General features: G+C 67.4%; 21 protein-coding genes and 1 tRNA gene. 11 read left to right on the top strand and 11 right to left on the bottom strand.

From position 1 onward, the window contains the following. Window positions 1-178 precede the first annotated feature (178 nt). From BN971_RS15420 to BN971_RS15410, 3 genes are all read left to right on the top strand, one after another. On the top strand, window positions 179-811 hold the full coding sequence (locus BN971_RS15420; protein WP_085179279.1) for a TetR/AcrR family transcriptional regulator: 633 nt from the start codon (window positions 179-181) through the stop codon (window positions 809-811). A 1,883-nt stretch (window positions 812-2,694) separates the two neighbouring features. Then, a complete protein-coding gene (locus BN971_RS24700; protein ID WP_139027114.1) occupies window positions 2,695-2,988 on the top strand; it encodes a hypothetical protein in 294 nt (97 codons plus the stop codon). Between the two features lie 333 nt (window positions 2,989-3,321). Further along, window positions 3,322-3,951, top strand: coding sequence for a hypothetical protein (locus BN971_RS15410; protein WP_139027113.1), 630 nt, complete (start codon window positions 3,322-3,324; stop codon window positions 3,949-3,951). Between the two features lie 321 nt (window positions 3,952-4,272). Here the strand turns inward: BN971_RS15410 and BN971_RS15405 are convergent. Next, a tRNA-Tyr gene (locus BN971_RS15405) sits at window positions 4,273-4,356 on the bottom strand. Window positions 4,357-4,425: 69 nt separating this feature from the next. On the opposite strand from BN971_RS15405, the gene BN971_RS15400 reads away from it, so the two are divergent. Further along, entirely contained in the window at window positions 4,426-4,917 is a 492-nt protein-coding gene (locus tag BN971_RS15400; RefSeq protein ID WP_085179282.1) for a YajQ family cyclic di-GMP-binding protein, read from the top strand. Between the two features lie 55 nt (window positions 4,918-4,972). After that, window positions 4,973-6,460 carry a flavin-containing monooxygenase gene (locus BN971_RS15395; protein ID WP_085179283.1) on the top strand — a complete coding sequence of 496 codons (1,488 nt, stop codon included), beginning with the start codon at window positions 4,973-4,975 and terminating at the stop codon, window positions 6,458-6,460. Between the two features lie 45 nt (window positions 6,461-6,505). Here the strand turns inward: BN971_RS15395 and BN971_RS15390 are convergent, their stop codons facing one another. Continuing rightward, the gene (locus BN971_RS15390) at window positions 6,506-7,975 is read right to left on the bottom strand and encodes a trypsin-like peptidase domain-containing protein (protein WP_085179284.1); all 1,470 of its coding nucleotides are present in this window, start codon (window positions 7,973-7,975) and stop codon (window positions 6,506-6,508) included. A gap of 147 nt (window positions 7,976-8,122) precedes the next feature. On the opposite strand from BN971_RS15390, the gene BN971_RS15385 reads away from it, so the two are divergent. Beyond that, window positions 8,123-9,148, top strand: a complete 1,026-nt coding sequence (locus BN971_RS15385) for an NAD(P)H-dependent glycerol-3-phosphate dehydrogenase (protein WP_085179285.1) — start codon at window positions 8,123-8,125, stop codon at window positions 9,146-9,148. Between the two features lie 221 nt (window positions 9,149-9,369). Beyond that, the gene (locus BN971_RS15380; RefSeq protein WP_085179286.1) at window positions 9,370-10,911 is read left to right on the top strand and encodes a SulP family inorganic anion transporter; all 1,542 of its coding nucleotides are present in this window, start codon (window positions 9,370-9,372) and stop codon (window positions 10,909-10,911) included. A gap of 34 nt (window positions 10,912-10,945) precedes the next feature. On the opposite strand, the gene htpX is transcribed toward BN971_RS15380, so the two are convergent. Beyond that, window positions 10,946-11,812, bottom strand: coding sequence for a zinc metalloprotease HtpX (htpX, locus tag BN971_RS15375; RefSeq protein ID WP_085179287.1), 867 nt, complete (start codon window positions 11,810-11,812; stop codon window positions 10,946-10,948). An 82-nt stretch (window positions 11,813-11,894) separates the two neighbouring features. Then, on the bottom strand, window positions 11,895-12,902 hold the full coding sequence (gene grcC1 / locus BN971_RS15370) for a nonaprenyl/(2E,6E)-farnesyl/geranylgeranyl diphosphat synthase (protein ID WP_085179490.1): 1,008 nt from the start codon (window positions 12,900-12,902) through the stop codon (window positions 11,895-11,897). Between the two features lie 22 nt (window positions 12,903-12,924). On the opposite strand from grcC1, the gene menJ reads away from it, so the two are divergent. The 3 genes from menJ to BN971_RS15355 all read left to right on the top strand — a co-directional run bounded on the left by menJ (window position 12,925) and on the right by BN971_RS15355 (window position 15,287). Continuing rightward, window positions 12,925-14,154, top strand: a complete 1,230-nt coding sequence (menJ, locus tag BN971_RS15365) for a menaquinone reductase MenJ (protein WP_085179288.1) — start codon at window positions 12,925-12,927, stop codon at window positions 14,152-14,154. Window positions 14,155-14,240: 86 nt separating this feature from the next. Beyond that, on the top strand, window positions 14,241-14,909 hold the full coding sequence (locus BN971_RS15360; protein ID WP_085179289.1) for a class I SAM-dependent methyltransferase: 669 nt from the start codon (window positions 14,241-14,243) through the stop codon (window positions 14,907-14,909). Window positions 14,910-14,951: 42 nt separating this feature from the next. Then, a complete protein-coding gene (locus BN971_RS15355; RefSeq protein WP_085179290.1) occupies window positions 14,952-15,287 on the top strand; it encodes a DUF732 domain-containing protein in 336 nt (111 codons plus the stop codon). Window positions 15,288-15,290: 3 nt separating this feature from the next. On the opposite strand, the gene BN971_RS15350 is transcribed toward BN971_RS15355, so the two are convergent. The 4 genes from BN971_RS15350 to BN971_RS15335 all read right to left on the bottom strand — a co-directional run bounded on the left by BN971_RS15350 (window position 15,291) and on the right by BN971_RS15335 (window position 21,752). Then, a complete protein-coding gene (locus BN971_RS15350) occupies window positions 15,291-15,980 on the bottom strand; it encodes a demethylmenaquinone methyltransferase (protein ID WP_085179491.1) in 690 nt (229 codons plus the stop codon). Window positions 15,981-16,045: 65 nt separating this feature from the next. Further along, a complete protein-coding gene (locus BN971_RS15345) occupies window positions 16,046-19,219 on the bottom strand; it encodes an ATP-binding protein (RefSeq protein WP_085179492.1) in 3,174 nt (1,057 codons plus the stop codon). A 90-nt stretch (window positions 19,220-19,309) separates the two neighbouring features. Continuing rightward, on the bottom strand, window positions 19,310-20,614 hold the full coding sequence (locus BN971_RS15340) for a DUF1214 domain-containing protein (RefSeq protein WP_085179291.1): 1,305 nt from the start codon (window positions 20,612-20,614) through the stop codon (window positions 19,310-19,312). Further along, complete coding sequence (locus tag BN971_RS15335) at window positions 20,604-21,752, bottom strand: sulfotransferase family protein (protein ID WP_085179292.1); 1,149 nt, start codon at window positions 21,750-21,752, stop codon at window positions 20,604-20,606. The genes BN971_RS15340 and BN971_RS15335 overlap by 11 nt, the downstream gene beginning before the upstream one ends. 78 nt (window positions 21,753-21,830) lie before the next feature. Here BN971_RS15335 and BN971_RS15330 point away from each other — a divergent pair, with 78 nt between their 5' ends. After that, window positions 21,831-22,301, top strand: coding sequence for a MarR family winged helix-turn-helix transcriptional regulator (locus tag BN971_RS15330; RefSeq protein WP_245836501.1), 471 nt, complete (start codon window positions 21,831-21,833; stop codon window positions 22,299-22,301). Between the two features lie 48 nt (window positions 22,302-22,349). Here the strand turns inward: BN971_RS15330 and BN971_RS15325 are convergent, their stop codons facing one another. From BN971_RS15325 to BN971_RS25850, 3 genes are all read right to left on the bottom strand, one after another. Next, window positions 22,350-23,504: a glycosyltransferase family 4 protein gene (locus tag BN971_RS15325; protein WP_085179294.1), complete on the bottom strand. Its 1,155-nt coding sequence runs from the start codon at window positions 23,502-23,504 to the stop codon at window positions 22,350-22,352. A gap of 79 nt (window positions 23,505-23,583) precedes the next feature. Next, window positions 23,584-24,093 (bottom strand): DUF3592 domain-containing protein, encoded by a 510-nt coding sequence (locus BN971_RS15320; RefSeq protein ID WP_085179295.1) that lies wholly within the window; start codon window positions 24,091-24,093, stop codon window positions 23,584-23,586. Continuing rightward, a partial coding sequence (locus BN971_RS25850; RefSeq protein WP_249262736.1) for a thiamine pyrophosphate-binding protein occupies window positions 24,090-24,658 on the bottom strand: 569 nt, incomplete at its 5' end. The genes BN971_RS15320 and BN971_RS25850, both read right to left, overlap by 4 nt.

Genomic DNA, 24,658 nt, shown 5'->3' with positions numbered 1-24,658 from the left:
GAGACTCCGGGTCGTAGCGCAGGACCAGGCCGTAAGCCAGGGCGATCAGCCCGAACAGCGTGCCTAGCATGATGACTGCGCCCACGTCCGTACCCCTCTCGATACGAGCTCGGTCTTTAAGATAGTGACGACTATCTTAAGAGGAGTCAACCACCGATACGCGGTTCAAGGAGCCCTGTTGACCCAGACACCGGCCCCAGGTTCGCGTCGGCCGCGTGGCGAGCCACGGAAGCTGCTGCTGGCCGCCGCGCGGGATCTGTTCGCGCGCCGGGACTACCGCAGCACGACGACTCGGGAAATCGCCGAAGCGGCCGGGGTCACCGAGCATCTGCTGTTCCGCAATTTCGGTTCGAAGGCCGGGCTGTTCCGCGAGGCGCTCGTCACGCCCTTCACCGGGTTCGTCGACGACTTCGGCCGCACCTGGGATTCGGTCATCCCCGAGGAGACCGACGAGGGGGAGCTGGCCCGCCGCTTCGTCGGGCAGCTCTACGACCTGTTCGTCGAACACCAAGGGCTGCTCCTGACGCTCATGGCGGCCCAGACGCTGAGCGAGGAGGAAATGGCCGAAACCGGCATTGCCGACATCAGGCGGGCCCTCAATCTGCTCAGCCAGATCGGCGCGGAGGGTATGCGCCTGCGCGGCATGCGGTCCGACCGGCCCGACCTGCCCGCTCACTCAACCGTGGCGATGATCGCCGGGATGGCCGCCCTGCGTTCGACGTATTTCGGATCCGAGCCGCCATCGAGAGACGCGATCGTCGAGGAACTCGTCCAGGCGATTCTGCACGGGTTCCTGCATCGGCAGGACTGACGATCCGTGCGCGACTTTCAAATGTGGTGGTGGCTGCACGACGGTGCCATCCGCCAGGACGAACTCGTCCCTGCGGACCCTTCGGTCGAGCCATGAGAACGACCTCCCGAGCAATGCGGCGGCTTCCCGGGCCGAATAGGTGGGATCGGCGGCCCGAGTGACGAGCTGTTCTATGGATTCGACTGACATGATTTTAGCCTCCTGCACTTTGTGTGGCGCTGAGGTTCGCAATGCCTACACAGATTCGAAGTGCCAGTCGCAAAAATTACAGCGGATGAATGATCAATCTCAATCGCAAGTACCGGAACTTGAGGCCGTATCCGGCCCCCGGTGGAACCGGTATCCCAGCCTTGAGCTTGGCTTTCGTTCATTGAGCAGCGCAAAACCCTCAGCATTTCTTCGCAATTTGGTGCCAGTAAGTACGAGCGCTTTTTGCGGACAGTACTAGTTGCGTAGGTTGAAACAGGAATTCTGGCTCCCGCTGTCAACAGATCAGACGCGGCGATGATGTATGACATGCCCGCCTTCACCGGTAATCGGATCCCCCGGTTAGCACACGAGCGTTTAGCAGGTCCACCCAAGAAGCTCGATGCTTTTCGCGCTGCCGATTACTCCGCTGGCTGTCTGCGCTGATTGTATTCGAAGCGAGCGTTGCGCCGCCCCGCTAGCAGGGCGGCAAGAGCAACTGGACCCATCTATTTCTTTTCGGTGTTAGCCGGAGCAGAATCTGGGTGCATACGAGCGGAAGGGAGTCCCGAACTATGAAGAAAGTCCTCGCTGCCGGCATCGGGACAGCGTTCATGGCCACCCCTATGGTGATAGCCGGAACCGCCTCAGCGGATCCCGGTCAGAACTGCAGAACCGAGTGGAACACCATGTACAACGTGCCCGTCGGCGTCCGCACGACCTGCTTCAATCCAGACGGTAGCTATCGCGTGTGCACATCACTGGGGACGGACGGTAAAGGCCCAGGCACCTGCTGGGACTACCCGGCTCCCCCTCAGATGGGGGGACAGCCCACATTTACCCCGCCGGTCCCGGGAATGCCGCCACCGGCGCCAGCATCGTAACGGTCAGGCACGCAGCAAAACGACCACTAAATTAGGAGCCCGCTCCCACCTTCCTGACGACGGCCTAGTCACCTCGACACCGGCGACTTCTTGCGGAAGCAAGATCACACCCATCATGACGGTGATCTCAAGCAGGCCTCGCCGTTCTCACCCTTGGGTCGGTAAACCGGTTCGATTAGATCAGTATCGGATTCGCTAGGGTGTGCCCGGCCTAGGGCGCCCTGGTTGTCTTAAAAGAGACGACATACGAGAGTCTCGAAAGTCAGTCGCAAATTCATGCCTAGCTTGATTGCCCCGTGAGCGGCTTTAATCTAGTCGAGATCCGCACCGCCGCTGAACCTTCCAGCGTCGAGCAATGCGTGTCGAGCGGCGGCCCGTACACCGTCTCTTCACCGCCACTCATCGGCGAACGTTTGCCAGTTCCTGCTCCAATTCCCTGACGGCTTAGGCGAGTGCAATCAGATCCTCCGCCAACAGCGTGGTCACGGGGTTCGTGGATTCCCTCGCCACGTGCCGGCATTTGTTGCAGGTGGTGCCTGCCCGGGCCGCTGCGTTGCTCGTCAGCGGTGACTGTATCGGCGGCACCGACGTGACTCTGGCCGTCTCTTTGGGAGTGAGCAGGTGAGTCGCCATACGTGCCCGGGGTGTCACCGCCGCGTTGATGGCGGGCGCACCGCAATCAGCGACCAGAATTACTTGAGCGCGAATCCAACCTGTAGATTCGACCAGATGGGCGCCATGCGCGTCGGCGCACAGATACCCTTAATAGCATAGCTGCAGGTCCTGAAGGTCCAATCGAATCGATGGAAGCCGATGACTGATTCTGAAAATGAAAACGATGAATCGCCGAAAGGCGACGGCACAACTAGCGATCCAACAAAGAAAAAACGTGACCGAAACTGGATCGGGATGGAGTCCGTCCTGGCTCCCCATGTGGATGAATGGGGTTCCCACGACATTGATTATTCTCGCCTGACTCCACAAGAACAACTTTATGTGGATCAAGTTAAGGAACAATACGAAGAGGATACGCAGGAACGGAAAAGTCGTTCCAAGGAACGACAGGAGGACCAATCCGAGGAAGGCCGGGGCGACGGGCATGGTTAACCCGCCATGCCGAGATCAAGCTCCGCAGTAGGTCCAACTTTTGGTGAGCGGCGTTGAACCTGACCCGCGACCCTAAAGCAGTCGACGGCAGACAGCGATGCGCCTTGCGAAAAAGCTGTGTGTAGTCGACGGTAGCTCCCCGGCTGCTACGCAGGCCGATCTGCTTCCCCCGGGTATATTTACAGGCGCTGCGGTCCGATGGATGGAGGGAATCTCGATGACTCAGTCCCAATCAGGAAACCAGGGCTCCGGGCAAGGGTCCGAAAAGCCAGATCGAGACTGGATAAAGTTCAAATCGGGGATGACCGTGACGCTTCGATAGTCACATCGACGATGGGTGAACCTTACGCCGCGTTCATCGAGGCCCAATTGGCAGCCGAGTTGGCTCGGCGAGATTCTGTAAATACACGGGCAGCAACCGTTTTGACCAGTGCGGTCGGCCTCGTCACTCTAGCGCTCGCCGTGATCGCGGTGCTTCGCGGCAAAGACTTCGTGCTCAACGGCGGCGCGAAGGCATGGCTGGTAGTCGCGCTCCTTTTCCTGTGCGCTTCGGCGCTGTGCGCGGTCGGCGCCGGATTCCCTTGGACCATGAAACTGGTTGAACCCAGAACTCTGTATGCCATGGTCGATGACCATTGGACTGATAGCGACGATGACGCTCGCAACGCTGCCGCGTATGCGAACGTCGTGACGATTGAATCCCTGCAGCCCGGTACAAAGACTAAGACCTGGCTCTTCTTAACTGCGGGTGCAGCGCAAATCCTCGCCGTGATTGCCCTGGCGATATGCGTTGCGCTGGTCGCCTTTACGGCTCCGCATACTGGTCGGTGCACCAGCTGGGGCACTCAATCGGCGGGATTCCGGTCGCTGCTCGTCCCCAGCCAGTCGTTTTCGGCTCTGTACTGGTCATCGCGCCGCCCACCCGTCAACCTCGTCGCCAACGGCAATGAGCGCCTTAGCTAGATTTCGGGCGCCCTGCCCGCCCACTTCCGGGCAACAGCGGACCGTGCCGTCGCTGAGCTTGTCGATCATGATGGAAGCCGCTTCATCGGCATGGGCACCGCTGCTATCGGTGGATCCATCGGGCTATTGTGGGGTGCACGCTGACAGGACGATGTTCGTACCCTCGATCCGGCGTGAGTCTCGCCAGACGAGGCGGTACAACCCGTCCCAGTCAGCCCAATTGTTAGCCGTCGCGGACGCGTTTGACACTGCTGCGGACGCACTGCGGACGGTAGGCCCGCGTAAGGCGCGTTCGGTCGGGACAAATATCCCCTGACCTGGTGGTGGCAGGTACAGGATTCGAACCTGTGAAGCTTTCGCGACGGATTTACAGTCCGCTCCCATTGGCCGCTCGGGCAACCTGCCGCCAGACAGGTTACAACGACGGGGTAGACAAAGCACAAACGACTAGGACCGGATGAAGGGACGGATGCAGTGGCGGACTCATCGTTCGACATCGTCAGCAAAGTCGACCGCCAGGAGGTCGACAACGCGCTCAACCAGGCCGCCAAGGAGCTGGCCACCCGCTTCGACTTCCGGGGCACCGACACCACGATCGCGTGGAAGGGCGAGGAGGCTATCGAGCTGATCTCTTCCACCGAGGAGCGGGTCAAGGCCGCGGTCGACGTCTTCAAGGAGAAGCTGATCCGCCGCGACATCTCGATGAAGGCGTTCGACGCGGGCGAGCCGCAGGCCTCCGGCAAGACCTACAAGGTCAGCGGCACCCTCAAGCAGGGCATCAGCAGCGAGAACGCCAAGAAGATCACCAAGCTCATCCGCGACGAGGGCCCCAAGGGCGTCAAGACGCAGATCCAGGGCGACGAGATCCGGGTCAGCAGCAAGAAGCGCGACGATCTGCAGGCCGTCATCGCGATGCTGAAGCAAGCCGATCTGGACGTGGCGCTGCAGTTCGTCAACTATCGGTAGGCGGCCGCCGACGAGGCGCGCAGCGACCAGAGCACACAGGTAAGCGAGGTTCACAATGACGGTGACGCCCCAGGAGACCCAGAGCTTCGACGTCATCATCGTCGGCGCCGGCATCTCCGGCATCGACGCGGCCTACCGGATCACCGAGCGCAACCCGGGAGTGAGCTACACCATCCTCGAGCGGCGCGAGCGCATCGGCGGAACGTGGGACCTGTTCCGCTACCCCGGGGTTCGCTCGGACAGCAGCATCTTCACGCTTAGTCTCCCGTTCGAGCCGTGGACGCGAAGGGAGGGTGTCGCCGACGGCGAACACATCCGCGAGTACCTGAGCGCCACGGCCGCCAAGTATGGCATCGACCGCCACATCCAATTCGACAGCCACGTCCGCTCGGCGGACTGGGACTCCTCCACCGACACCTGGACGGTCACGTTCGACCGGCACGGCGCCACGACCACCTGCCGGGGCCGGTTCCTGTTCTTCGCCAGCGGCTACTACAACTACGACGAGGGCTACACCCCCGACTTCCCCGGCATCCAGGAGTTCGCGGGCACCGTCGTGCACCCCCAACACTGGCCCGAGGACCTGGACTACGCCGGCAAGAAGATCGTCGTCATCGGCAGCGGCGCGACCGCGGTCACCCTGCTCCCGTCGCTGTCGGAGCGGGCCGCGAAGGTGACCATGCTGCAGCGCTCGCCGACCTATCTGATCTCGGCGTCCAAGTACGGCAAGGTCGCCGCCGTCGCGCGTAAGTTGTTGCCCCGCAAGCCCGCCCACCTGGTGGTCCGGATGTACAGCGCGCTGACCGAGGCGGTGTTCTTCTTCTTCTCCCGCAAGGCCCCCCGCGCGGTGCGCTGGCTGCTGCGGCGCATCGCGATCAGCAGCCTGCCGCCCGGATACGCCGTCGACGTCCACTTCAAGCCGCGCTACAACCCCTGGGATCAGCGGATGTGCCTGATCCCCGACGCCGACCTGTACCAGGCGATCAGCGATGGCCGCGCCGACGTGGTCACCGACCACATCGACCACGTCGATGCCACCGGCATCGCGCTCGAGTCCGGCGGACACCTCGACGCCGACATCATCGTCACCGCCACGGGCCTGCAACTGCAGGCGCTCGGTGGCGCCGCCATCGCCCTGGACGGCGAGAAGATCGATCCCACCGAGCGGTTCGTGTACAAGGCGCACATGCTCGAAGAAGTGCCCAACCTGTTCTGGTGCGTCGGGTACACCAACGCGTCGTGGACCCTGCGCGCCGACATCACCGCGCGGGCCACCGCTAAGCTGCTGGCGCACATGGCCGCTCACAGCTATACCCACGCCTACCCGCACCGCGGGGACGAGCCGCTGACCGAGAAGCCGTCGTGGGACATCAACGCCGGCTACGTGTTGCGGTCGCTGCATGCGCTGCCCAAGTCCGGCACCAAGCGGCCGTGGAACGTCCGCCAGAACTACCTGGCCGATGCTATCGACTACCGGTTCGACCGCATCGAGGAGTCGATGGTGTTCGGCAGGGCCGCCGACCGGGCGGCGCTGGCGGGTTAATCCCGGGTTAGTCCCGGGTTAGTCTGAGGCGAAACCCGTTAGCAATCAGGCCGATTCACCGGGAACGATCCGCTTCCCGCAGCTGGGGCAGAACTTCTCGTCCGGATGGTGTTGGGCCCCACAGCCCGAGCAGAAGTGCGGTCCGGCCGACGGCTCGGGCGCGGGGGCCAGGCCGATGAGCCGGGCGGCACCGGTTTTCAGGCCCGCGCGGGCCGGCTTCGCGGTATCGGTGGGCGGCCCCGCAACCAGCCGCAGGCCGGCGTCTGTCGCCGGGCCGTGCCGATACCCGCGGCTGCGCGTGATCGCGGCCGTCAGCCCGGCGCCGAGGCCGAGCACCAGCGCGACGCCCCCGACGACGTACCACAACAGCCGGGCGCCCCGAAGCAGCGTGACGTCGCCGTACTGCTGGCGCAGGTTCACCGCGTTCGTCTTCAGATCCAGCAGCCCGGGATAGTCGGGCGACATCGCCAAGGCCTGGTCGAATTCGTCGATCGCCTCGGTGTAGTGGCCGGAGAAGTAGTGGCCCAGCCCTTTTCGATAGAGCACGTCGGCGGGTCCGAGACGGGGCTTGACGCCCTTGCCCGCCATGATCGCCGCCAGGCTGTCCGCGGGCGCGATGAAGTTGAACGGCTGTGGCTCGCCCACGGGCCCGAAGCTGTTGACGCCGACCACCTTGCCGCTGAGGTCGACGGTGGGTCCACCGCTCATGCCGTCGGTGACCGCGGCGTCGATCTCGTACTCGGGGGCCGCGCCCAGGTCCGACTTCTTGCTGACCTTGCCGCTCTTGTTCGTCGGGTCCAGCGAGGGACCGGTGATGTTCTTGGTGCTCTGCGCGTATCCCACCGCCAGCACCGAGGTGCCGATGCTGACGTCGGCGTCGGTGGCCAGCTCGGACGACGGCAGGTTGTGCTTGTCCAGCTTGAGCAGTGCGACGTCGCCCTTGCCCAGGGGACGGAAGTCCACGACGCTGGCGGCCAGCTTGCCGGCCACGGTCGTGCCGCTGCCGTACAGCAGCGAGAGGCCGACCTCCGGGCCCTGATCGACGTTGTCGCCCACCACCCGCGCGTTCTTGACGAGCCAGTCCAGCGCGGCCGCGGGGCTTTGGGATTCGGGGGCGTCCGGGAACTGACTGATGTACTCGGTGGCGGCGCGCTTGAGGATCAGCACCTTGACGCTTTCGGGGTCGACGCAGTGCCCCGCCGTGGCCACCCACCCGTCGGGATTGACGACGAACGCCGTGCAGCTCCAGGTCGCGATGAAGGGCATGTTCGTGCCCTGCCCGAACTGGGAGAGGACCTGGCCATTGGGCAGAAGGACCCCGCCATAGCCCTGGCCCGACAGATACATCACGGCCGGCCGGATCATGGCCGCCGCCCTTTCCTCCGGGTTGGCCTGCGGACGACCGTTGTTGGCCGACGCGACGCCCGGTGACCCGCCCAGCATCGCCACGGGTGCGGCAATCAACGCCGCGCACACCAGCGCCAACGCCCGGCCGCAACCAGCGCGTATGCGCATGAGTCCTCCTTGTTGGATCCACCCTCGACGATCCGCGACGGCGCGCGGCGCGGGTAGGGACCGAAGTCCCCTGGCGCGAGGTCATTGGTTTGGACTCGGGACCCGGGGAGCTTCTCAATCTCAAGCGGCGGCAATACGCTGATCGCCATGGCAGCTGAGAAGCGCGAACCCCACGTCGTCGTGCTCGGTGGCGGTTCCTGGGGAACCACCGTGGCCTCGATCTGCGCCCGCCGGGGACCCACCCTGCAGTGGGTGCGCTCCGAGGAGACCGCCAAGGACATCAACGAGCATCACCGCAACAGCCGCTACCTGGGCAACGACGTCATTCTGAGCGACACGCTGCGCGCCACCACCGACTTCGCCGAGGCCGCGCATTGCGCCGACGTGGTCGTCATGGGCGTGCCCTCGCACGGCTTCCGCGGGGTGCTGACCGAGCTGGCCCGGGAACTGCGTCCGTGGGTTCCGGTGGTGTCGCTGGTCAAGGGCCTCGAGCAGGGCACCAACATGCGGATGTCGCAGATCATCGAGGAGATACTGCCGGGCCACCCCGCGGGCATCCTGGCCGGACCCAACATCGCGCGCGAGGTGGGCGAGGGCTACGCCGCCGCGGCAGTGCTGGCCATGCCCGACCAACACCTGGCGACCCGGCTCTCGGAGTTGTTCCGAACCCGCCGCTTTCGCGTGTACACCACCGACGACGTCGTGGGCGTCGAGATGGCCGGCGCGCTGAAGAACGTCTACGCGATCTCCGTCGGGATGGGTTATTCGCTGGGCATCGGAGAGAACACCCGCGCGCTGGTGATCGCGCGCGCGCTGCGGGAGATGACGAAGCTCGGCGTGGCGATGGGTGGGAACCCCGAAACCTTCCCCGGACTGGCCGGCCTGGGCGACCTGATCGTGACGTGCACCAGCCAGCGCAGCCGCAACCGCCACGTCGGGGAGCAGCTGGGCGCCGGCAAGCCGATCGACGAGATCATCGGGTCGATGAGCCAGGTCGCCGAGGGTGTCAAGGCCGCCAGCGTCATCATGGAGTTCGCCAACGAGTTCGGGCTGAACATGCCGATCGCACGCGAGGTCGATGCCGTGATCAACCACGGCTCGACCGTCGAACAGGCCTACCGCGGCCTGATGGTCGAGGTCCCGGGCCACGAGGTGTACGGCTCGGGTTTCTGACCGGCTGTCGGCCTTCGGCGAATATTTGCATTCGATATGGGCCTTGTTCGCCGGCTTGACCGTGCCCCGACGGCACAATACCGTCAAAACGGTAGCCGGGCTTGGAAAACTTGGCTTCTGCAGTCGTAATCTGCTGTGCGCCAACCAGTTACGCCGAGGTCACCGAACGCGATACCGGGCCGGATATCGGAACATCCCGCAGCCGACGAGGGAAGCAGCCGATGCAGAACACCGCCGATCGCAGGGCTTTGCGGGCCGAGTGGGTGCGATCACTCGTCCGGCGCGACCTTCCTTCGTCGCTCGTCGTGTTCCTGGTCGCGCTCCCGTTGTCGCTGGGCATCGCGCTGGCATCCAATGCCCCGGTGCTCGCGGGCCTGATCGCCGCGATCGTCGGTGGCATCGTCGTGGGAGCGGTCGGCGGATCACCCCTGCAGGTCAGCGGCCCGGCGGCCGGCCTGACCGTCGTCGTCGCCGGTCTGGTCGCCGACTTCGGTTGGGGCGTAACGTGTTTGATCACCACCGCCGCGGGTGTTGTGCAGGTTCTGTTGGGGCTCAGCCGGGTGGCGCGGGCCGCCCTCGCGATCTCGCCGGTCGTCGTGCACGCCATGCTGGCGGGCATCGGCGTCACGATCGCGCTGCAGCAGGCGCACGTGCTGCTGGGCGGCAAGTCGAAAAGCACGGCCTGGCATAACGTTATCGAGCTGCCCGGTCAGATCGTCGGCGCACATCGGCCCGGGGTGCTGCTCGGCGCGCTGGTGATCGTCATCCTCGTCGCGTGGCGCTGGGTTCCGGCCGGGTTGCGGTTCGTCCCGGGTCCATTGGCCGCGATCGTGGGGGTCACCGTCGTCTCGGTGGTTCTGCCGTTTCATGTGCGGCGGGTCGACCTCGACGGTTCGCCGTTGGAGGCGCTAAGGCTGCCCGACATTCCCGACGGCAACTGGGGCGGGATCGCAACGGGCGTGCTGACCGTGGCGCTGATCGCCAGTGTGGAGAGCCTGCTTTCGGCGGTGTCGGTGGACCGGATGCACAACGGCCCGCGCACCGACTTCAACCGTGAGCTGCTCGGACAGGGCGCCGCCAACATCGTCTCGGGGACCATCGGCGGGCTGCCGGTCACCGGCGTAATCGTGCGCAGCTCAACCAATGTGAACGCCGGCGCGCGCTCGCGCGCCTCGTCGATCATGCACGGTCTGTGGATCCTGTTGTTCACGGTTCCGTTCGCGGAGTTGGCCGAAGAGATCCCGACCGCGGCGCTGGCCGGTCTGCTGATCGTCGTCGGCCTCCAGCTTCTCAAGCCCGCCCACATCGAAACGGCTTCCAAACACGGGGATCTCGCCGTGTACATCGTGACGGCCGTCAGCGTCGTCTTCCTCAACCTGCTGCACGGCGTGCTCATCGGGCTCGCGTTGGCGATCGCCCTGACGGGCTGGCGGGTGATCCGGGCCCGGGTCGAGGCCGGGCCCACGGCCGGCGGATGGCACGTGGCCATCGACGGCCCGGCATGCACCTTCCTGGCGCTGCCGCGGCTGACCCGCGTGCTGGCGTCGGTGCCGGCGGGAACGGCTGCCACCGTGACGATTTCGGTCAACTACCTCGACCACGCCGCACACCAGGCGATCACCGATTGGCGGCGTCGGCATTGCGCGACGGGCGGCACGGTCGCGATCGAGGGCGAGGCATCGCCGGGTCACCGCGCCGTGATCGGGCCACGCCGTTCAGCCGAAGCCGGAAAGCCCGAAGGAGCCGCTCGGCTGGCGTCCTGAGAGCTGCACAGCAGATCCGACAGCACGGGCGCGATCAGAGCCCGCCCCGCGCCATCTGCTCCAGCCGGCGGATGCGGTCCTCGATCGGTGGGTGCGTCGAAAACAGCGCACCCATCCGCTCGCCCGCGCGAAACGGGTTGGCGATCATCAAGTGCGCCTGGCTGGCCAGCTGCGGCTCCGGCGGCAGCGGCGCCAGCTGCACCCCGCCGGAGATCTTGCGCAGCGCCGACGCCAAGGCCAGCGGGTCGCCGGTCAGCTCGGCGCCGGACTCGTCGGCCTGGTACTCGCGCGAGCGCGACACCGCCAGCCGCACCACCGTGGCCGCAACCGGACCCAGCAGCGCAACCAGCAGCAGCGCAATGGGATTCTCTTCGTCGCGGCTGTTGCCGAACATCCCCGCCCACATCGCCATGTTGGCCAGGGCGGTGATCACCGACGCCATCGCCCCGGCGACGCAGGAGATCAGGATGTCGCGGTTGTAGACGTGGGAAAGCTCGTGCCCCAGCACGGCCCGCAGCTCGCGCTCGTCGAGGATCTGCAGGATGCCCGTGGTGCAGCAGACCGCGGCGTTGCGCGGATTGCGGCCGGTGGCAAACGCGTTCGGCGCGTTGGTGTCGCTGATGTACAGCCGCGGCATCGGCTGGTGCGCGGCGGTGGCCAGCTCGCGAACGATCCGGTACATCACCGGGGCCTGCAGCTCGGAGACCGGCTGCGCGTGCATCGCGCGCAGCGCGAGCTTGTCGCTGTTGTAGTACGTGTAGACGTTCATGCCGAGGGCGAACAGCACCGCGATGAACATGGCCGTCCTGCCGAACAGCGAGCCGACGAACACGATCAACGCGGACATGCCGACCAACAGGGCGAAGGTCTTCAGCCTGTTGGCATGGGGATGCCAGGTCATCGGTGTCCTCCTACGGGAGCTTGCTAGCGCTCATCGAACGCTCATTGAACGTCTGAAACCGCGGCCGTGGTTCCACACGCCGCTAGCCGTGGCGGCTCACCGTGTAGTCGACCAGCGTCTGCAGCGCCCGTCGGCCGGGGGCGTCGGGCAGGACGGCCAGCTCCTGACGCGCCTGGCCGGCATACTCGGCCAGGAACTGCTTGGCCTTGGTCATGCCCGGCGACGCCCGCAGCAGCGTCAAGGCCTCGGTGACGGCGTCCTCGTCGTGGATCGGCCCCCCCAGCAGCTCGCGCAGCCGCGCCGCCTCGGGCCCGGGTTCGCGCAGGGCGTAAACCATCGGGAGCGTCAGCACCCCCTCGCGCACGTCGGTGCCGGGAAGCTTGCCGGACTCGCGTGAGTCGCTGTCGATGTCGATGATGTCGTCGGCGATCTGGAACGCGGTGCCGACGATGCCGCCGAGCCGGGCCAGCCGCTCGACCTGGTCGGTGTCGCAGCCGGAGAACATCGCGCCGAACCGGCCGGCCGCCCCGATCAGGCAGGCGGTCTTCTCGTAGATCACCTTGAGGTAGTGCTCGACGGGGTCCGCCCCCTCGGCCATTCCACGCGTCTCGCGCATCTGACCGGTCACCAGCTGCGCAAACGTCTCGGCGATCAGCCGCACCGCGTCCGGGCCCAGCCGGGAAACCAGCCGCGACGCCGTCGCGAACAGGTAGTCGCCGGCCAGGATCGCGACGTTGTTGCTCCAGCGGACATTGGCGGTCGGTGTGCCTCGGCGGACCTCCGCCTCGTCCATCACGTCGTCGTGGTAGAGCGTCGCCAGATGCACCAGTTCGATGACCGCACCCGCAATGGTGACCTCGGTGGCGTCCGGGCTGGGCCCGATCTGCGCCGACAACACCGTGAACAGCGGCCGGAACCGCTTGCCGCCGGCCATGAACAGATGCATCAGCGACTCGGTCATCACCTCGTCCGAGCTGCGCAGCTCGGTGTCCATCAGCTGCTCGATCCGCGCGACACCGGCGCGGACGTCCTCGGCGAACGCGACGTCTCCGAAGTCCACGCCCGCCACCACTGTCGCCGGAGTGCTCACCCGACCAAACATACTGGTGTCCATGGGGACGATAGCGACGAGAGCCGACGTGGTGGTCGTCGGCGCCGGACCCGCGGGTTCCGCGGCCGCCGCCTGGGCCGCCCGCGCGGGCCGCGACGTGCTCCTCATCGACTCCGCCAGCTTTCCCCGCGACAAGGCGTGCGGGGACGGGCTCACGCCGCGCGCGGTCGCCGAACTGGAGCGACTCGGGCTCGGGGCCTGGCTGGACACCCGTATCCGGCATCGGGGTTTGCGGATGACCGGATTCGGCGGCGAGCTGGAGGTCGACTGGCCCGGCCCGTCGTTTCCGTCGACCGGCAGCGCGGTGGCCCGCCTCGAGCTGGACGACCGGATCCGCCAGTGCGCCGAGGACGCCGGGGTGCGGATGCTGCTGGGCGCCAAGGCCATTGCGGTGCATCATGATTCGTCGCGACGGGTGGTGTCGCTGACGCTCTCCGACGGTACCGAGGTGGGCTGCGGCCGGCTCATCGTGGCCGACGGCGCCCGCTCGTCGCTGGGCCGCAAGCTCGGCCGGCGCTGGCATCAGGAGACGGTGTACGGCGTCGCCGCCCGCGGGTACCTGGCCACGTCGCGCGCCGACGACCCCTGGCTGACGTCGCACCTGGAGCTGCGCTCCCCCGACGGCGCGGTGTTGCCCGGCTACGGCTGGATCTTCCCGCTGGGCAATGGCGAGGTGAACATCGGCGTGGGCGCGCTGTCGACCTCCAAGCGGCCGGCGGACCTGGCGCTGCGGCCGCTGATCTCGTACTACACCGACCTGCGCCGCGACGAGTGGGGCTTTGCCGGGCAGCCGCGGGCGGTCACCTCGGCGCTGTTACCGATGGGCGGCGCGGTGTCGGGTGTCGCCGGGCCCAACTGGATGCTGATCGGGGACGCCGCGGCCTGCGTCAATCCGCTCAACGGCGAGGGTATCGACTACGGCCTGGAAACCGGACGGCTGGCCACCGAGCTGCTGGATTGCCGGGACCTGTCACACGTGTGGCCGACGGTTCTCCAGCAGCACTATGCCCGCGGCTTCTCGGTCGCCCGACGGCTCGCGCTGCTGCTGACGTTCCAGCGGTTCCTGCCGGCGACGGGGCCGATCGCGATGCGCTCCACCAGGCTGATGACCATCGCCGTGCGGGTGATGGCCAACCTGGTCAGCGACGACGACGCCGACTGGGTCGCCCGGGCCTGGCGTGGCGGCGGGCGGCTGTCGCAGCTCATCGATCGCCGAACGCCCTTCAGCTGAGCCAGCTTTGCACCGGGATGCAAGGCGGTGCCCGATCCATGTCAGCCACGTTGACATATATAAGCCTGGTTGATATACATGGGAGCATGACTCAATCGATGGACTTCCAATTCGAATCGGCATACCGCGGCGAATCCCCGTTGGGCGATGGGGTGCGGCCGCCCTGGAGCATCGGCGCCCCACAGCCCGAGCTGGCCGCGCTGATCGAGCAGGGCAGGTTTCACGGCGACGTCCTGGACGCCGGATGCGGCGAGGCCGCGATCTCCCTGGCGCTGGCCGAGCGCGGCCACACCACGGTGGGCCTGGACGCCTCGCCCACCGCCATCGAGCTGGCGCGGCGCGAGGCGCAGCGGCGAGGGTTGAGCAACGCCACCTTCGAGGTCGCCGACATCAGCTCGTTCACCGGATACGACGGCCGGTTCGGCACGATCGCGGACAGCACGCTGTTCCACTCGATGCCGGTCGAGCTGCGCGAGGGCTACCAGCGGTCGATCGTGCGCGCGGCGGCGCCGGGGGCGTCGTACTTCGTGCTCGTCTTCGACAAGGCGGCCGTCGCGGAGGCCCCGATCAACGCGGTCACCGCGGACGAACTGCGCGATGTCGTGTCCAAGTACTGGGTGATCGACGAGATCAGGCCGGCGCGGATCTACGCCCGGCTGCCGGACGGCGCCGAGGGCATGCCGATGATCGCGCGCGACGAACCCAACGGCCTGAAGTCCGTCGGCGCCTGGCTGCTGTCGGCCCATCTTGGCTGATAGGGCCCTGCACACGGTGCCACGAGGTGTATAGTCCGGCTAATGAAGGGAACGAAGCTGGCTACTATCGCCGGGATGGCGGCTGCGGCGATTTCGCTGGCCGGGCCGGCGCAGGCCGACGACTACGACTACGTGTTCAAGAACACGGTCAACACCTTCGGTGTTTTCGGCCCGCAGGATCAACTGGCGTGGCTGGCCAAGATCAGCTGTGACCGGATCGGCCGGGGCGTGGACGGCGACGCGTACAAGTCGGCGAATTTCATCCAGCACAACCTGCCGCGGGGCACCACCGAGGGGCAGGCGTTCCAGTTCCTGGGCGCCTCGATCGACCACTACTGCCCCGACCAGGTCGGCTTCCTGCAGCGCGCCGGCCACTAGTCGCTAAACCGGGCGGACTCCCGCGTGTAGGGCGACGATGCCGCCCGTGAGGTTGCGCCACCGCACCGCCTCCCATCCCGCCTGCGCGATTCGTCGCGCGAGATCCGGCTGATCGGGCCAGGCGCGAATCGACTCCGCGAGGTACACGTAGGCCTCCGGGTTGCTGGACACCGCCCGCGCCACCCGCGGCAGCGCGCGCATCAGATACTCCTTGTAGGCGGTGGCGAACAGCGCGTTGGTGGGGGTGGAGAACTCGCACACCACCAACCGCCCGCCCGGACGCGTGACGCGCAGCATCTCGCGCAGCGCCGCGCTGGTGTCGACGACGTTGCGCAACCCGAAGCTGATGGTGACCGCGTCGAAGACGCCGTCGGCGAACGGCAACTTGGTGGCGTCACCGGCGACCTTGGGGACGGAGCGCGCGGCGCCGGCCGCCAGCATCCCGACGGAAAAATCGGCCGCGACGCACCACGCCCCGGATTTGCCCAACTCGACGGTCGACACCGCCGTGCCCGCGGCCAGGTCCAGCACCTTCTGGCCGGCGCCGACCTTCAGCGCGGAACGGGTGGCGCGGCGCCAGTACCGGTCCTGGCCCAGCGACAGCACGGTGTTGGTCAGGTCATACCGGCGGGCGACGCCGTCGAACATCGACGCGACGTCCCGGGGGTCCTTGTCCAATGCCGCGCGACTCACGTCCTCGACGCTACCTTGGGCCTCAGCGTGTGCGCTGCAAAGGCGCCGCGTGACCTGCGCGGCCGTCACGACACCTCCGCGGCCCAGTCGATATGGCCTTCGAAGCCAAGGGTCTCCGCCAACTCGCGGTAGCGCTCCCGATAGTCGCGGTAGCCGGCCTCGTCACCGTGGGCCCGGCGCAGGGCGGCGCGGAGCCGCGGCAGCCAGATCTCGCGGGTCATCAGGCCATCTTCGGCGGGCGCGGCGACCAACCGGTCGAAGGCCGCCTCGGCCTCGGCGAGGTCACCGTCGGCCCCGCGATCGAGCAGTGCCTCCATCAGGAGACCGGTCGCCACCGCGCCGTACGGCTGCAGCCGTCCGTCGCGGAACAGATCGTCGGCGGCGGCGCGCATGTCGGATATCGCCCCGTCGCGGTCTCCACGCCGATCCCGCTCGCGCGCCAGGCACATGTTGATGACGGGCAGCAGGCCGACGTTTTGACCCCCGCTTCTATAGACCTCGCCGACCTTGGTCAGCAGTTGCTGTCCGCGGTCGTGCTCGGCAGCCGTGGGCCGCCGTACCAGCGCGACACCGTGCGTCAACCACGCGAACGCCAATGCCACGTCGTCCCCGGATCTTTCGGCTATCCGCACGGCGTCCTCGATCTCGCTCATCGCGGAGTCGTAGGGCTTCAGCATCCCGCTGAGTATCCCAGGGAAGTAGACATAGGCGATTGCCCCGGTGTAGGACATGGGGTCGGCGCTGCGCGCCATGGCAAGACCGTGCCGCTGGTCTTCGCGCCAGCCCGGAAGGCCCAGCGAACAGCGGGCCAGACCCCTTGTCGCGTAGGCAACCGCCAGCGGACAGCCGATGATGAAGTTGCCCGCCGACGGGTCGCCGCCGGCAAGGTCGACGACCTTTTGCGACCAGCGCAGCACGTCCGACCACTCCGAGTTCGCGGCCTTGGCCCGGATCGGCAGCGGCGAGAGCCCCACCGTCAATGCCGGAATATCCAGCGACTCAACGAGTTCCCACGCTTCGGAGGCCAGCTGCGAGGCCTCGGGCGTCCGGCCCTGATACAGGTAATCGTGGCCCAGCCCGGCCGTGGCGATGGCCAGTGACGCCTTGTCCCCCGCGGCGCCGCACAACTCCCGCATCTCCTCGTAACGGGCACCGGCGACGTGTTCGTGAACTCGCCAGGCGGTTGCGCACAACATGGTTCGCGGGGCGATGCGCATGGTCGCCCGGTCGGGATCGTTGGCCGGCAGCGCGTCGGCGATCGCCTGGGCGCGTTCCCAACTCAGCCGCGCGGCGGAGATGTCGCGGTTGGTCGCCCATTTCGCGGCTCGCATCTGCCAGGCGTAGGCGGCATGCAGGTCACCGCCGGCCTGCAGGTGTTCGGCGATCAGCGCGGCGTTCTGGTCGGCCGACTGCGGCGCTCTGGCCTCGATCGCTGCGGCCAGCCGCCGGTGCGACTCGGCGCGGTCGGACCTCAGCTGCGCTTCGTAGGCCACCGTCCGGATCAGCGGGTGGTGAAACGCGTACTCGGCGCCCGGCGTAAACCGCACCTGGTCGATCAGCTCGGCCGCCACCAACTCCTCGGTGCAGGCGTCGATACCCAGGCTCACCAGTAGATCATTGGTGAAGCGAGACCCGATGACCGCGGCGGCGGCAAGGGTGCGCTTGGCCGCGGGTGTCAGCCGATCGATGCGGGCGGCGAGGGTGGCCTGCAGCGTGGCCGGTACGCGCACCTCGGCGACGTCGGTACTGCAGGTGTAGTTCGCGCGCACGCCGACGAGGACGCCACGTTCGGCCAGCTCCCGGGTGATCTCCTCGGCGAAGAACGGGTTGCCGGCCGCACGCGCGATGATGAGCCGGCCGATCTCGGCCACCGACGGGTCCGGGCCCAGCAGGTCGGTCACCAGAGCAGCGGTTTCCGAATCACTCAGCGGCGCAAGGGCGATGGTTTGCGCACCGGGCACTTGGGTCAACGCGCCCCGATACTCGGGGCGATAACTGATCAGCACCAGCGAGTGCGTCTGCGGGATGACCGCCAGGAACGCGGCCAGCATCGACTCGCTGACGGCGTCGATCCAGTGGGCGTCCTCGATGATGTAGAGCGCGGCCGACTTTCGGGCCAGCGATGCCGCGTTGACCAACGCGGTCATCCGCCGCCGCCGCGCATCGGGATCGATCTTCGGCATGTCGAAGTCGGGATCGGCGATGCCCAGGAGGTCATGGAACAGGGCCAGGTCCTCGGGGTCGGCGTCGCGGACCTGGGCGCTCACCTGGGCCCGGGCGGCCTCGGCCTCAAGACCCGATACCCCGGTGGCCGCGCGCAAGAGCCGGGCCACAACGCGGAATGACACGTCGGTGGCATGCGACTCGCAGAAGGTGGCGAACACGTCGATGTTGCGGCGACGGGCGATCGCCGCGGCCTCGTACACCAGGCGGCTCTTGCCGATGCCGGGTGATCCGACCACGCCGACCACCGCGCCGTGGCCGTCGACGGCGCGGTCCAACAGGCTCTCGACGGCGGACATCTCCCATCGCCGACCGATCAGGCTCGAGTCGGCGCGCCCGACCGCGCGGTGTCCCTCGCCGATGCCCAGCAACCGGTAGGCCGCGACGGGCTCGTCGGCGCCCTTGATCCGGACCAGTTCGGACCCGCCCAGCCTGGCAGCGCTGTCCAGAAGCCGTGCCGTCGACGCGCTCAGCATCACCCCGCCCGGCGGGGCGATGGCCTCCATCCGCTGCGCCATGCCGACCTGCTCACCGATGGCGGTATAACCGAACGACCCAAAGCCGATTTCGCCGGCGATCACCTGACCGGAGTTCAGCCCGACCCGCAAATGGAAGTCCACGCCGTCGCGCTGGCGGATGTCGGCGCCGAGGCGCTTGGCCTCCTCTTGGACCCCCAGGGCCGCCAGACTGGCGCGAATTGCGTGATCCTCCAACGCCGCCGGGGCGCCGAACACCGCCATGATCCCGTCGCCGGTGAACTTGTCGACCGTGCCGCCGTACCGCTTGACCACCGCCGCACTGCGGTCGACCAAGTCGGCCATGATTTCGCGGAGCCGTTCCGCCCCGACGGATGCGGCGATGTCCATCGAACGGACCACATCGGCGAACAGGACGGTCACCTGCTTGTACTCAGCGGACGCCGCCGCGCGCTGGACCGGTGCGCCGCACTCGCTGCAGAACCTGGCCGTCGGGCCCAGCCCGGCACCGCACGGGCCACAGCGGGCTGCTGAGGTCAGCGCGCCTCGATCGTCGACGTCGTTGTCCACGTCAGTATCGTGTCACCGCCGACCTGTCCTGTCACCGCCGATCAGCGGGGTCCCCAGGTGTCAGTACTGGCGATAGCGGCGCTGGACGTGTTCCTGGCGGATCCTGATCTGCTCGCGGCGTTCGTCGGCCGAGACCACGCGAGTGCCCGCGGGGAGGTGTTCGCGCACTCGCGCCAGCGGCACTTGGGTGACGGTGGCCTTCGGCAATTCGGCCGGCGGCGCGGAGTAGGTCCAACGCAGGGCGAGGAACCCGCCGGGATGGCCGACCGTATCGAGCCAGTTCGGCACCCCGGGATCGCTGCCGGCGACGACGTAGCGGATGGTGCCGTCGGCATCCGGCTCGGACTGAAATCCGTTGAGGCTGCTGACGTGGTTGGCGTAGTCGAGGGATTCGCCCCAGAGGTTGGACAGGTGAAAACCCATGTAGGCCGGCCGCACCGGGACGGCGACTTCGATCAGGAGCGCCTCGTCGTCGGAGAGGTCGTAGACACCGCCGGAGTAGACGTTGGTGCTCTGGCCCCCACCCATGGCGAGGTTCGCCAGCGCCGGCTCGTTCAGGTCGTTGCGCGGCATCAGCGTGACGCCGTCACCGTTCTTGTCGCCGTGCGCCTCCAGCACCAGGTCGTAGAACTGGTTCCAGAACGTCATCTGGTTCTCGACGATGGTGCCGATCCGACGGATGTTGTCGGCCGCGTCGCCGGGACCGAGCCGCGGGGGGTGTGCGCCCTCCTTGCCGTCCTGGACGATGTGCAGGTCCGGTGATACTTCGTGCTCCCAGTCGTGAAAGAGCATGCGGGCGATGAGGAAACGCGAGGAGGCGGTCCCGTCTGCGGTCGTTGTGGCGATGAAGTTCCCGTCGTGACCCGGTGGCCGCCGCGGGGCCAGCAGGATCTCGAATCCACCGTCGGCATCGACGTCCAGCTCCGAGATGTCGAGCGTTCCGGTGATTGCGCGTCCGCCGGGGATGAGTTCGGCCAGGCTTCCGGTGTCCCCGGCATAGATGCTGTGGGCTTCAAAGATGATGTATTGCGGCGCTTTCGGGACGAGCCGGCCCCGCACCCGATAGCTCTTTTCCCCGTCGATCGACGCCGAGAGGTACAGCGCGTCGGCGTTGTCGATGGTCGCCTTGTCCAGCGGTTGGATGGCCCGGCGGAAATACGGGAAATCGGGATCCTCGCCCCAGCCGCGCTCGATGCCGCTGAACAGGAAGCCCAGCAGGTAGCGGTATCCGTCGACGAGGCTTTGTTCGGTCACCGGCGGTGCGTGCAGTTCCGGTGACTCGATGGCGTCGCGGGCCCGGGTCAGCGCGTCGATCATGTCGGTCCAGGCGGCCCGCAGAGCCGCTTGACTCGATTCAGTGGACATGCGCGCCCTCTCCTTCGGTGTCCCACCGGTATTGCACGAACAGGTCCGCCAGGCGAGTGTGGATCTCCCGCGAATCGAGCCCGAACTCCGCCAGGCTGTAGCGGTGCGCCGATTCGTGGCCGCCGCCTGCCGACTGAAATGCCCTGGCCGCCAACGGCCCCAGCTCGAGACCCAGCTCACCGTAGATCCGACGCATCGTCGCCTCGGGCCGGCCCACCAGGTCCCGATAGTCGACGACCGCCGACCGAACCTCCGGGTGGCGGGCCAAGACCTCGAGCGGGCGCCGGTAGGAGTCGAACGACTGATCGGCCAGGACCCGCAGCGATTTCGCGATCAGCTGTTCGTTGCGGCCACGCAGATCCCACTCGTTCTTCAGCAACTTGAGCAGACTCGGGATCGTCTCCTCCGGGTTGCGCACCGGCACAATGAATCTGGCGTCCGGGAACGTCTCGATCAACGCTTCGACGCGACCGCAGAAGGTGGGGTTCTTGCTTAGGTGCGTTCCCCCGCCGTTGAGGGCGATCTGCCGGCGGACGCACTCCTTGTAGAAGCCCATCGCCCGCCGACGCTTGCGCCCGGGCCACTGGTCGACGTGGTAGAAATCCAGCTCGCCCATGAACGGGAACATGATGATCCAGAAGCCGGAGCACAGCGACCAGGTCAGGAAGCCGTCGTCTTCCTCCGGGACGAAGAAGCCGGTCTTGTGCATGTCGTCGGTTGGTGCGAACCGGCGCTCTTCGATCTCGTCGAGGCGCCGCCGCAGGCGCTTGCCGGTCAGGGCGTCAAGACCCAACAGCAGCCGCAGGAGCCGCTTTTGCAGCAGCGACGGGAAGAACAGCTCGTACATCAACGGGTAACTGAACTGCGGGTCGGCCGCCATCAGCCGATGCAGGTACGTCGTCCCACTGCGCGCGTGCCCGATGCAGAACGTCGGCGCGACCACCTGCGTGCGGCGCAGCGACGGGAACAGGATCGGGTCCAGCGCGAAGCAGACCGCGTGAAACGCGGCGATGGCCGGCATGCCGACCAGGAACGCCAGATAGCGCACCCACGGCCTGGATGCGGGCGGCTCGCGGCGCAACAGGCGGAGCATCGTGCGGTAATTCGGCCAGTCGAAGTAGAAGCGCGCCACCTGCATCAATTCTCCTCAGCCCGAGGTGGTCACGCTATCCGCATTTATTTGACTATGTCAAGCGAATCCGTTTACGGTACTCACGTGGCGGCCGCACGCAAGCTGGATTCGGTGGAGTCCATCAGCGCGAATCTCGCGCGGATCGTTCGCCTTAGCGTGAGCCGCTCTGCGTTCGCGCGGCAGGCGTCGGCCGCCGATACCGAGCTGTCGCAACCCTCGTACACCCTGCTGCGCGTGCTGGCCGACGAGGGCCCGCTGCCGATGGGCCGCCTCGCCCGCATGGCACACATGGACGTCGGCATGGCCACCCGGCGGGTGCAGGCGCTGCTCGCGGCGGGACTCGTCACGCGTCGCACCGACCCCAGCGACGGAAGGGTTTCCGTCATCACCGCCACGGGGAAGGGCCGACGCGCCGCGGGAGCGCTGCACGAGGTCCGACGGGACCACCTGGCGCGCGCGCTGTCCGGCTGGTCGGCCGCCGAGCTGCGGCAGTTCGATCGGCTCTTGGCGAAGTTCCTCGGCGACACGACAACGACACCAATCGACCAAGTGTGACGGGGCGTCATCACCCACGGTCGGCGGGCGGCCCAGCCGGCGAAACCCTCACTCCCCCTGCGCGTACCGCCGCCGGGAAACGCGCGCCCGCGCGGCCGGCGAGAGCACGGCCTCGTAGTGGCCGAGCAACTCGTCGCAGATGACCGGCCAGCTGCGGCCGAGCACGCTGCGCCGGGCGGCCGTGGCGTAGCGGTGGCGTTCCTCGACCAGGTGGGCGACGGCGGCGGGCAGCCGCGCCTCGAACTCGTTGACGGGCAACAACAACCCGGTGCGGCACGGCGCGATCAGATCGCGTGGGCCGCCGGCGTCGGGGGCGATCACCGGCAACCCCGACGCCAGCGCTTCTTGGACAACCTGGCAGAACGTCTCGTGCTCGCCGGTGTGCACGAAGACGTCCATGCTCGCGTAGGCCGCGGCGAGCTCGTCGCCGTACAGAGCACCGGTGAAAACGGCTGAAGGCATTGCCGATTGCAGCTTTTTCTGGTCCACACCGTCGCCGACGATGACCACCTGCACGTCGCCCGCGGCCGCCAGGCCGATCAACCGCTCGACGTGTTTCTCGGGCGCGAGCCTGCCCACGAATCCGACGATCGGCTTGCCCTGCGGCGACCAGCGCCGCCTGAGCCCCTCGTCGCGCGCCGACGGCGCGTACCGCAACACGTCAACCCCGCGCGCCCAACGGTGCACGCGCGGAAATCCGTGCGCGGCAAGAGATTCCAATGTCACGGTGGAGGGCGCCAGCGTGCGGTCGGCCCGGGCGTGCAGGTGCCGGAACCACGCCCACGCGGCCCGCGTCGTCATCGGGATGCCGTAACTCGCGGCGAAACCCGGCACGTCGGTCTGGTACACCGCGACCGTGGGGATGCCGAGCCAGCGCGCCGCGCGCAGCCCGCCGTAGCCCAGCAGTGCCGGCGACGCCAGGTGCACCACGTGCGGGTCGAATCCACGCAGCACGTTCACCATGCGGGGCATGGGCAGGCCGAGCGGCAGCGTGGTCACCTTGGGGAACATCCGCGAGGGCACCCGATGGACCCGGATGCCGTCGTGAATCCGCGGGGCGGGTTGCTCGCCGGGCGGGTTGTCCGGCGCGATCACGATGGCTTCGTGCCCGGTGCGGCGCAGGTGCTCGAGGACCCGCAGCACCGAGTTGCTCACACCGTTGACATTGGGGAGGAACGATTCGGCGACGATCGCAACGCGCACACGGTCATGGTGCCACCGTCGCCTGTCGACGAGGTTGCCTGCCGGCATACGACGCGCGAAATCTGCTGGTCGGACGCCTCTAAGGCACGGCGGCGGCCGCGCGGCGGTCGAGCCACCGATCGGCCAGCGCCAGGCCCGCCAGCGCCGCGGTTCCGGCCAGCCACGCCACCACCGCGATCGACCCGGCGGGGATGATTGCCAGCCCGGCGTTGCGGTGTTGCACGCGAACCAGGTTGGGGTCGTTCTTGTTGTACTCGACGTAGATGCGCATGCCCGTGGAGAGTTCCGACGGGTACAGCACCCCCAGCTCGGGCCGATAGGTGACCCGCTCGGGCGTCACGAACTCGATCGTGGAACGCCGGGGGCCGGCGCTGAGCACCTCGGCCTGCGCCACGCCCATGTTGTGCTGGATCGCCAGATCGTCGCGCCAGGCGCCGGCCACCAGCAGCACCGACTGCAGCGTCACCAGGCCGGTCACGATCAGCACCGCGCTGCGCGCCCACCGCAACACGACCCGGGCCCTGGTCTGCGGGGGTTCCTCGCTGCGCCCGTGCAGCAGTATGTTCAGCACCGCTTTCGGCGAGATCACAACGCGGCCTTGATGGCGGCGTGCAGCTGGCGCAGCGACGACCGGTCCGCCTTCACCTCCAGCACCCGCATCCCGGCCGCCGGTTCGTCGAGGGCGGCGGCCAGCTCGTCGACCTCGATCTGCCGGCTCTCGACGTGGTAGGCGCGGCACAGCGCCCCGACGTCGACGTCGTGTGGGGTGCCGAAGATGCGCGACGACACGTCGGAGAACCGGGGGTCGCCCTGCTCGAGCAGCTCGAAGATGCCGCCGCCGTTGTCGTTGGACACCACGATCGTCAAGGCCTGCGGCGTCGGCTCGGTCGGGCCGATCAGCAGTCCGGAGCTGTCGTGGACGAACGTGAGGTCGCCGATCAGCGCGACGGTCCGTCCCGCGTGCGGCCCCTCGAACGCCAAAGCGGCCCCGATCGCGGTGGACACCGTGCCGTCGATCCCGGCGACGCCCCTGTTGGACCGCACCCGGATGTCCCGCGAGTTGAGGCCGACCAGCGCGACGTCGCGGACCGGGTTGGACGCCCCGAGCACCAGCTGGTCACCGGGCCGCAGCGCGTCCGCGACCGCCGCCGCGA

It is taken from the genome of Mycobacterium bohemicum DSM 44277 (assembly GCF_001053185.1).
Lineage (GTDB): Bacteria > Actinomycetota > Actinomycetes > Mycobacteriales > Mycobacteriaceae > Mycobacterium > Mycobacterium bohemicum.
This window is presented reverse-complemented; position numbering and strand designations above follow the sequence as displayed.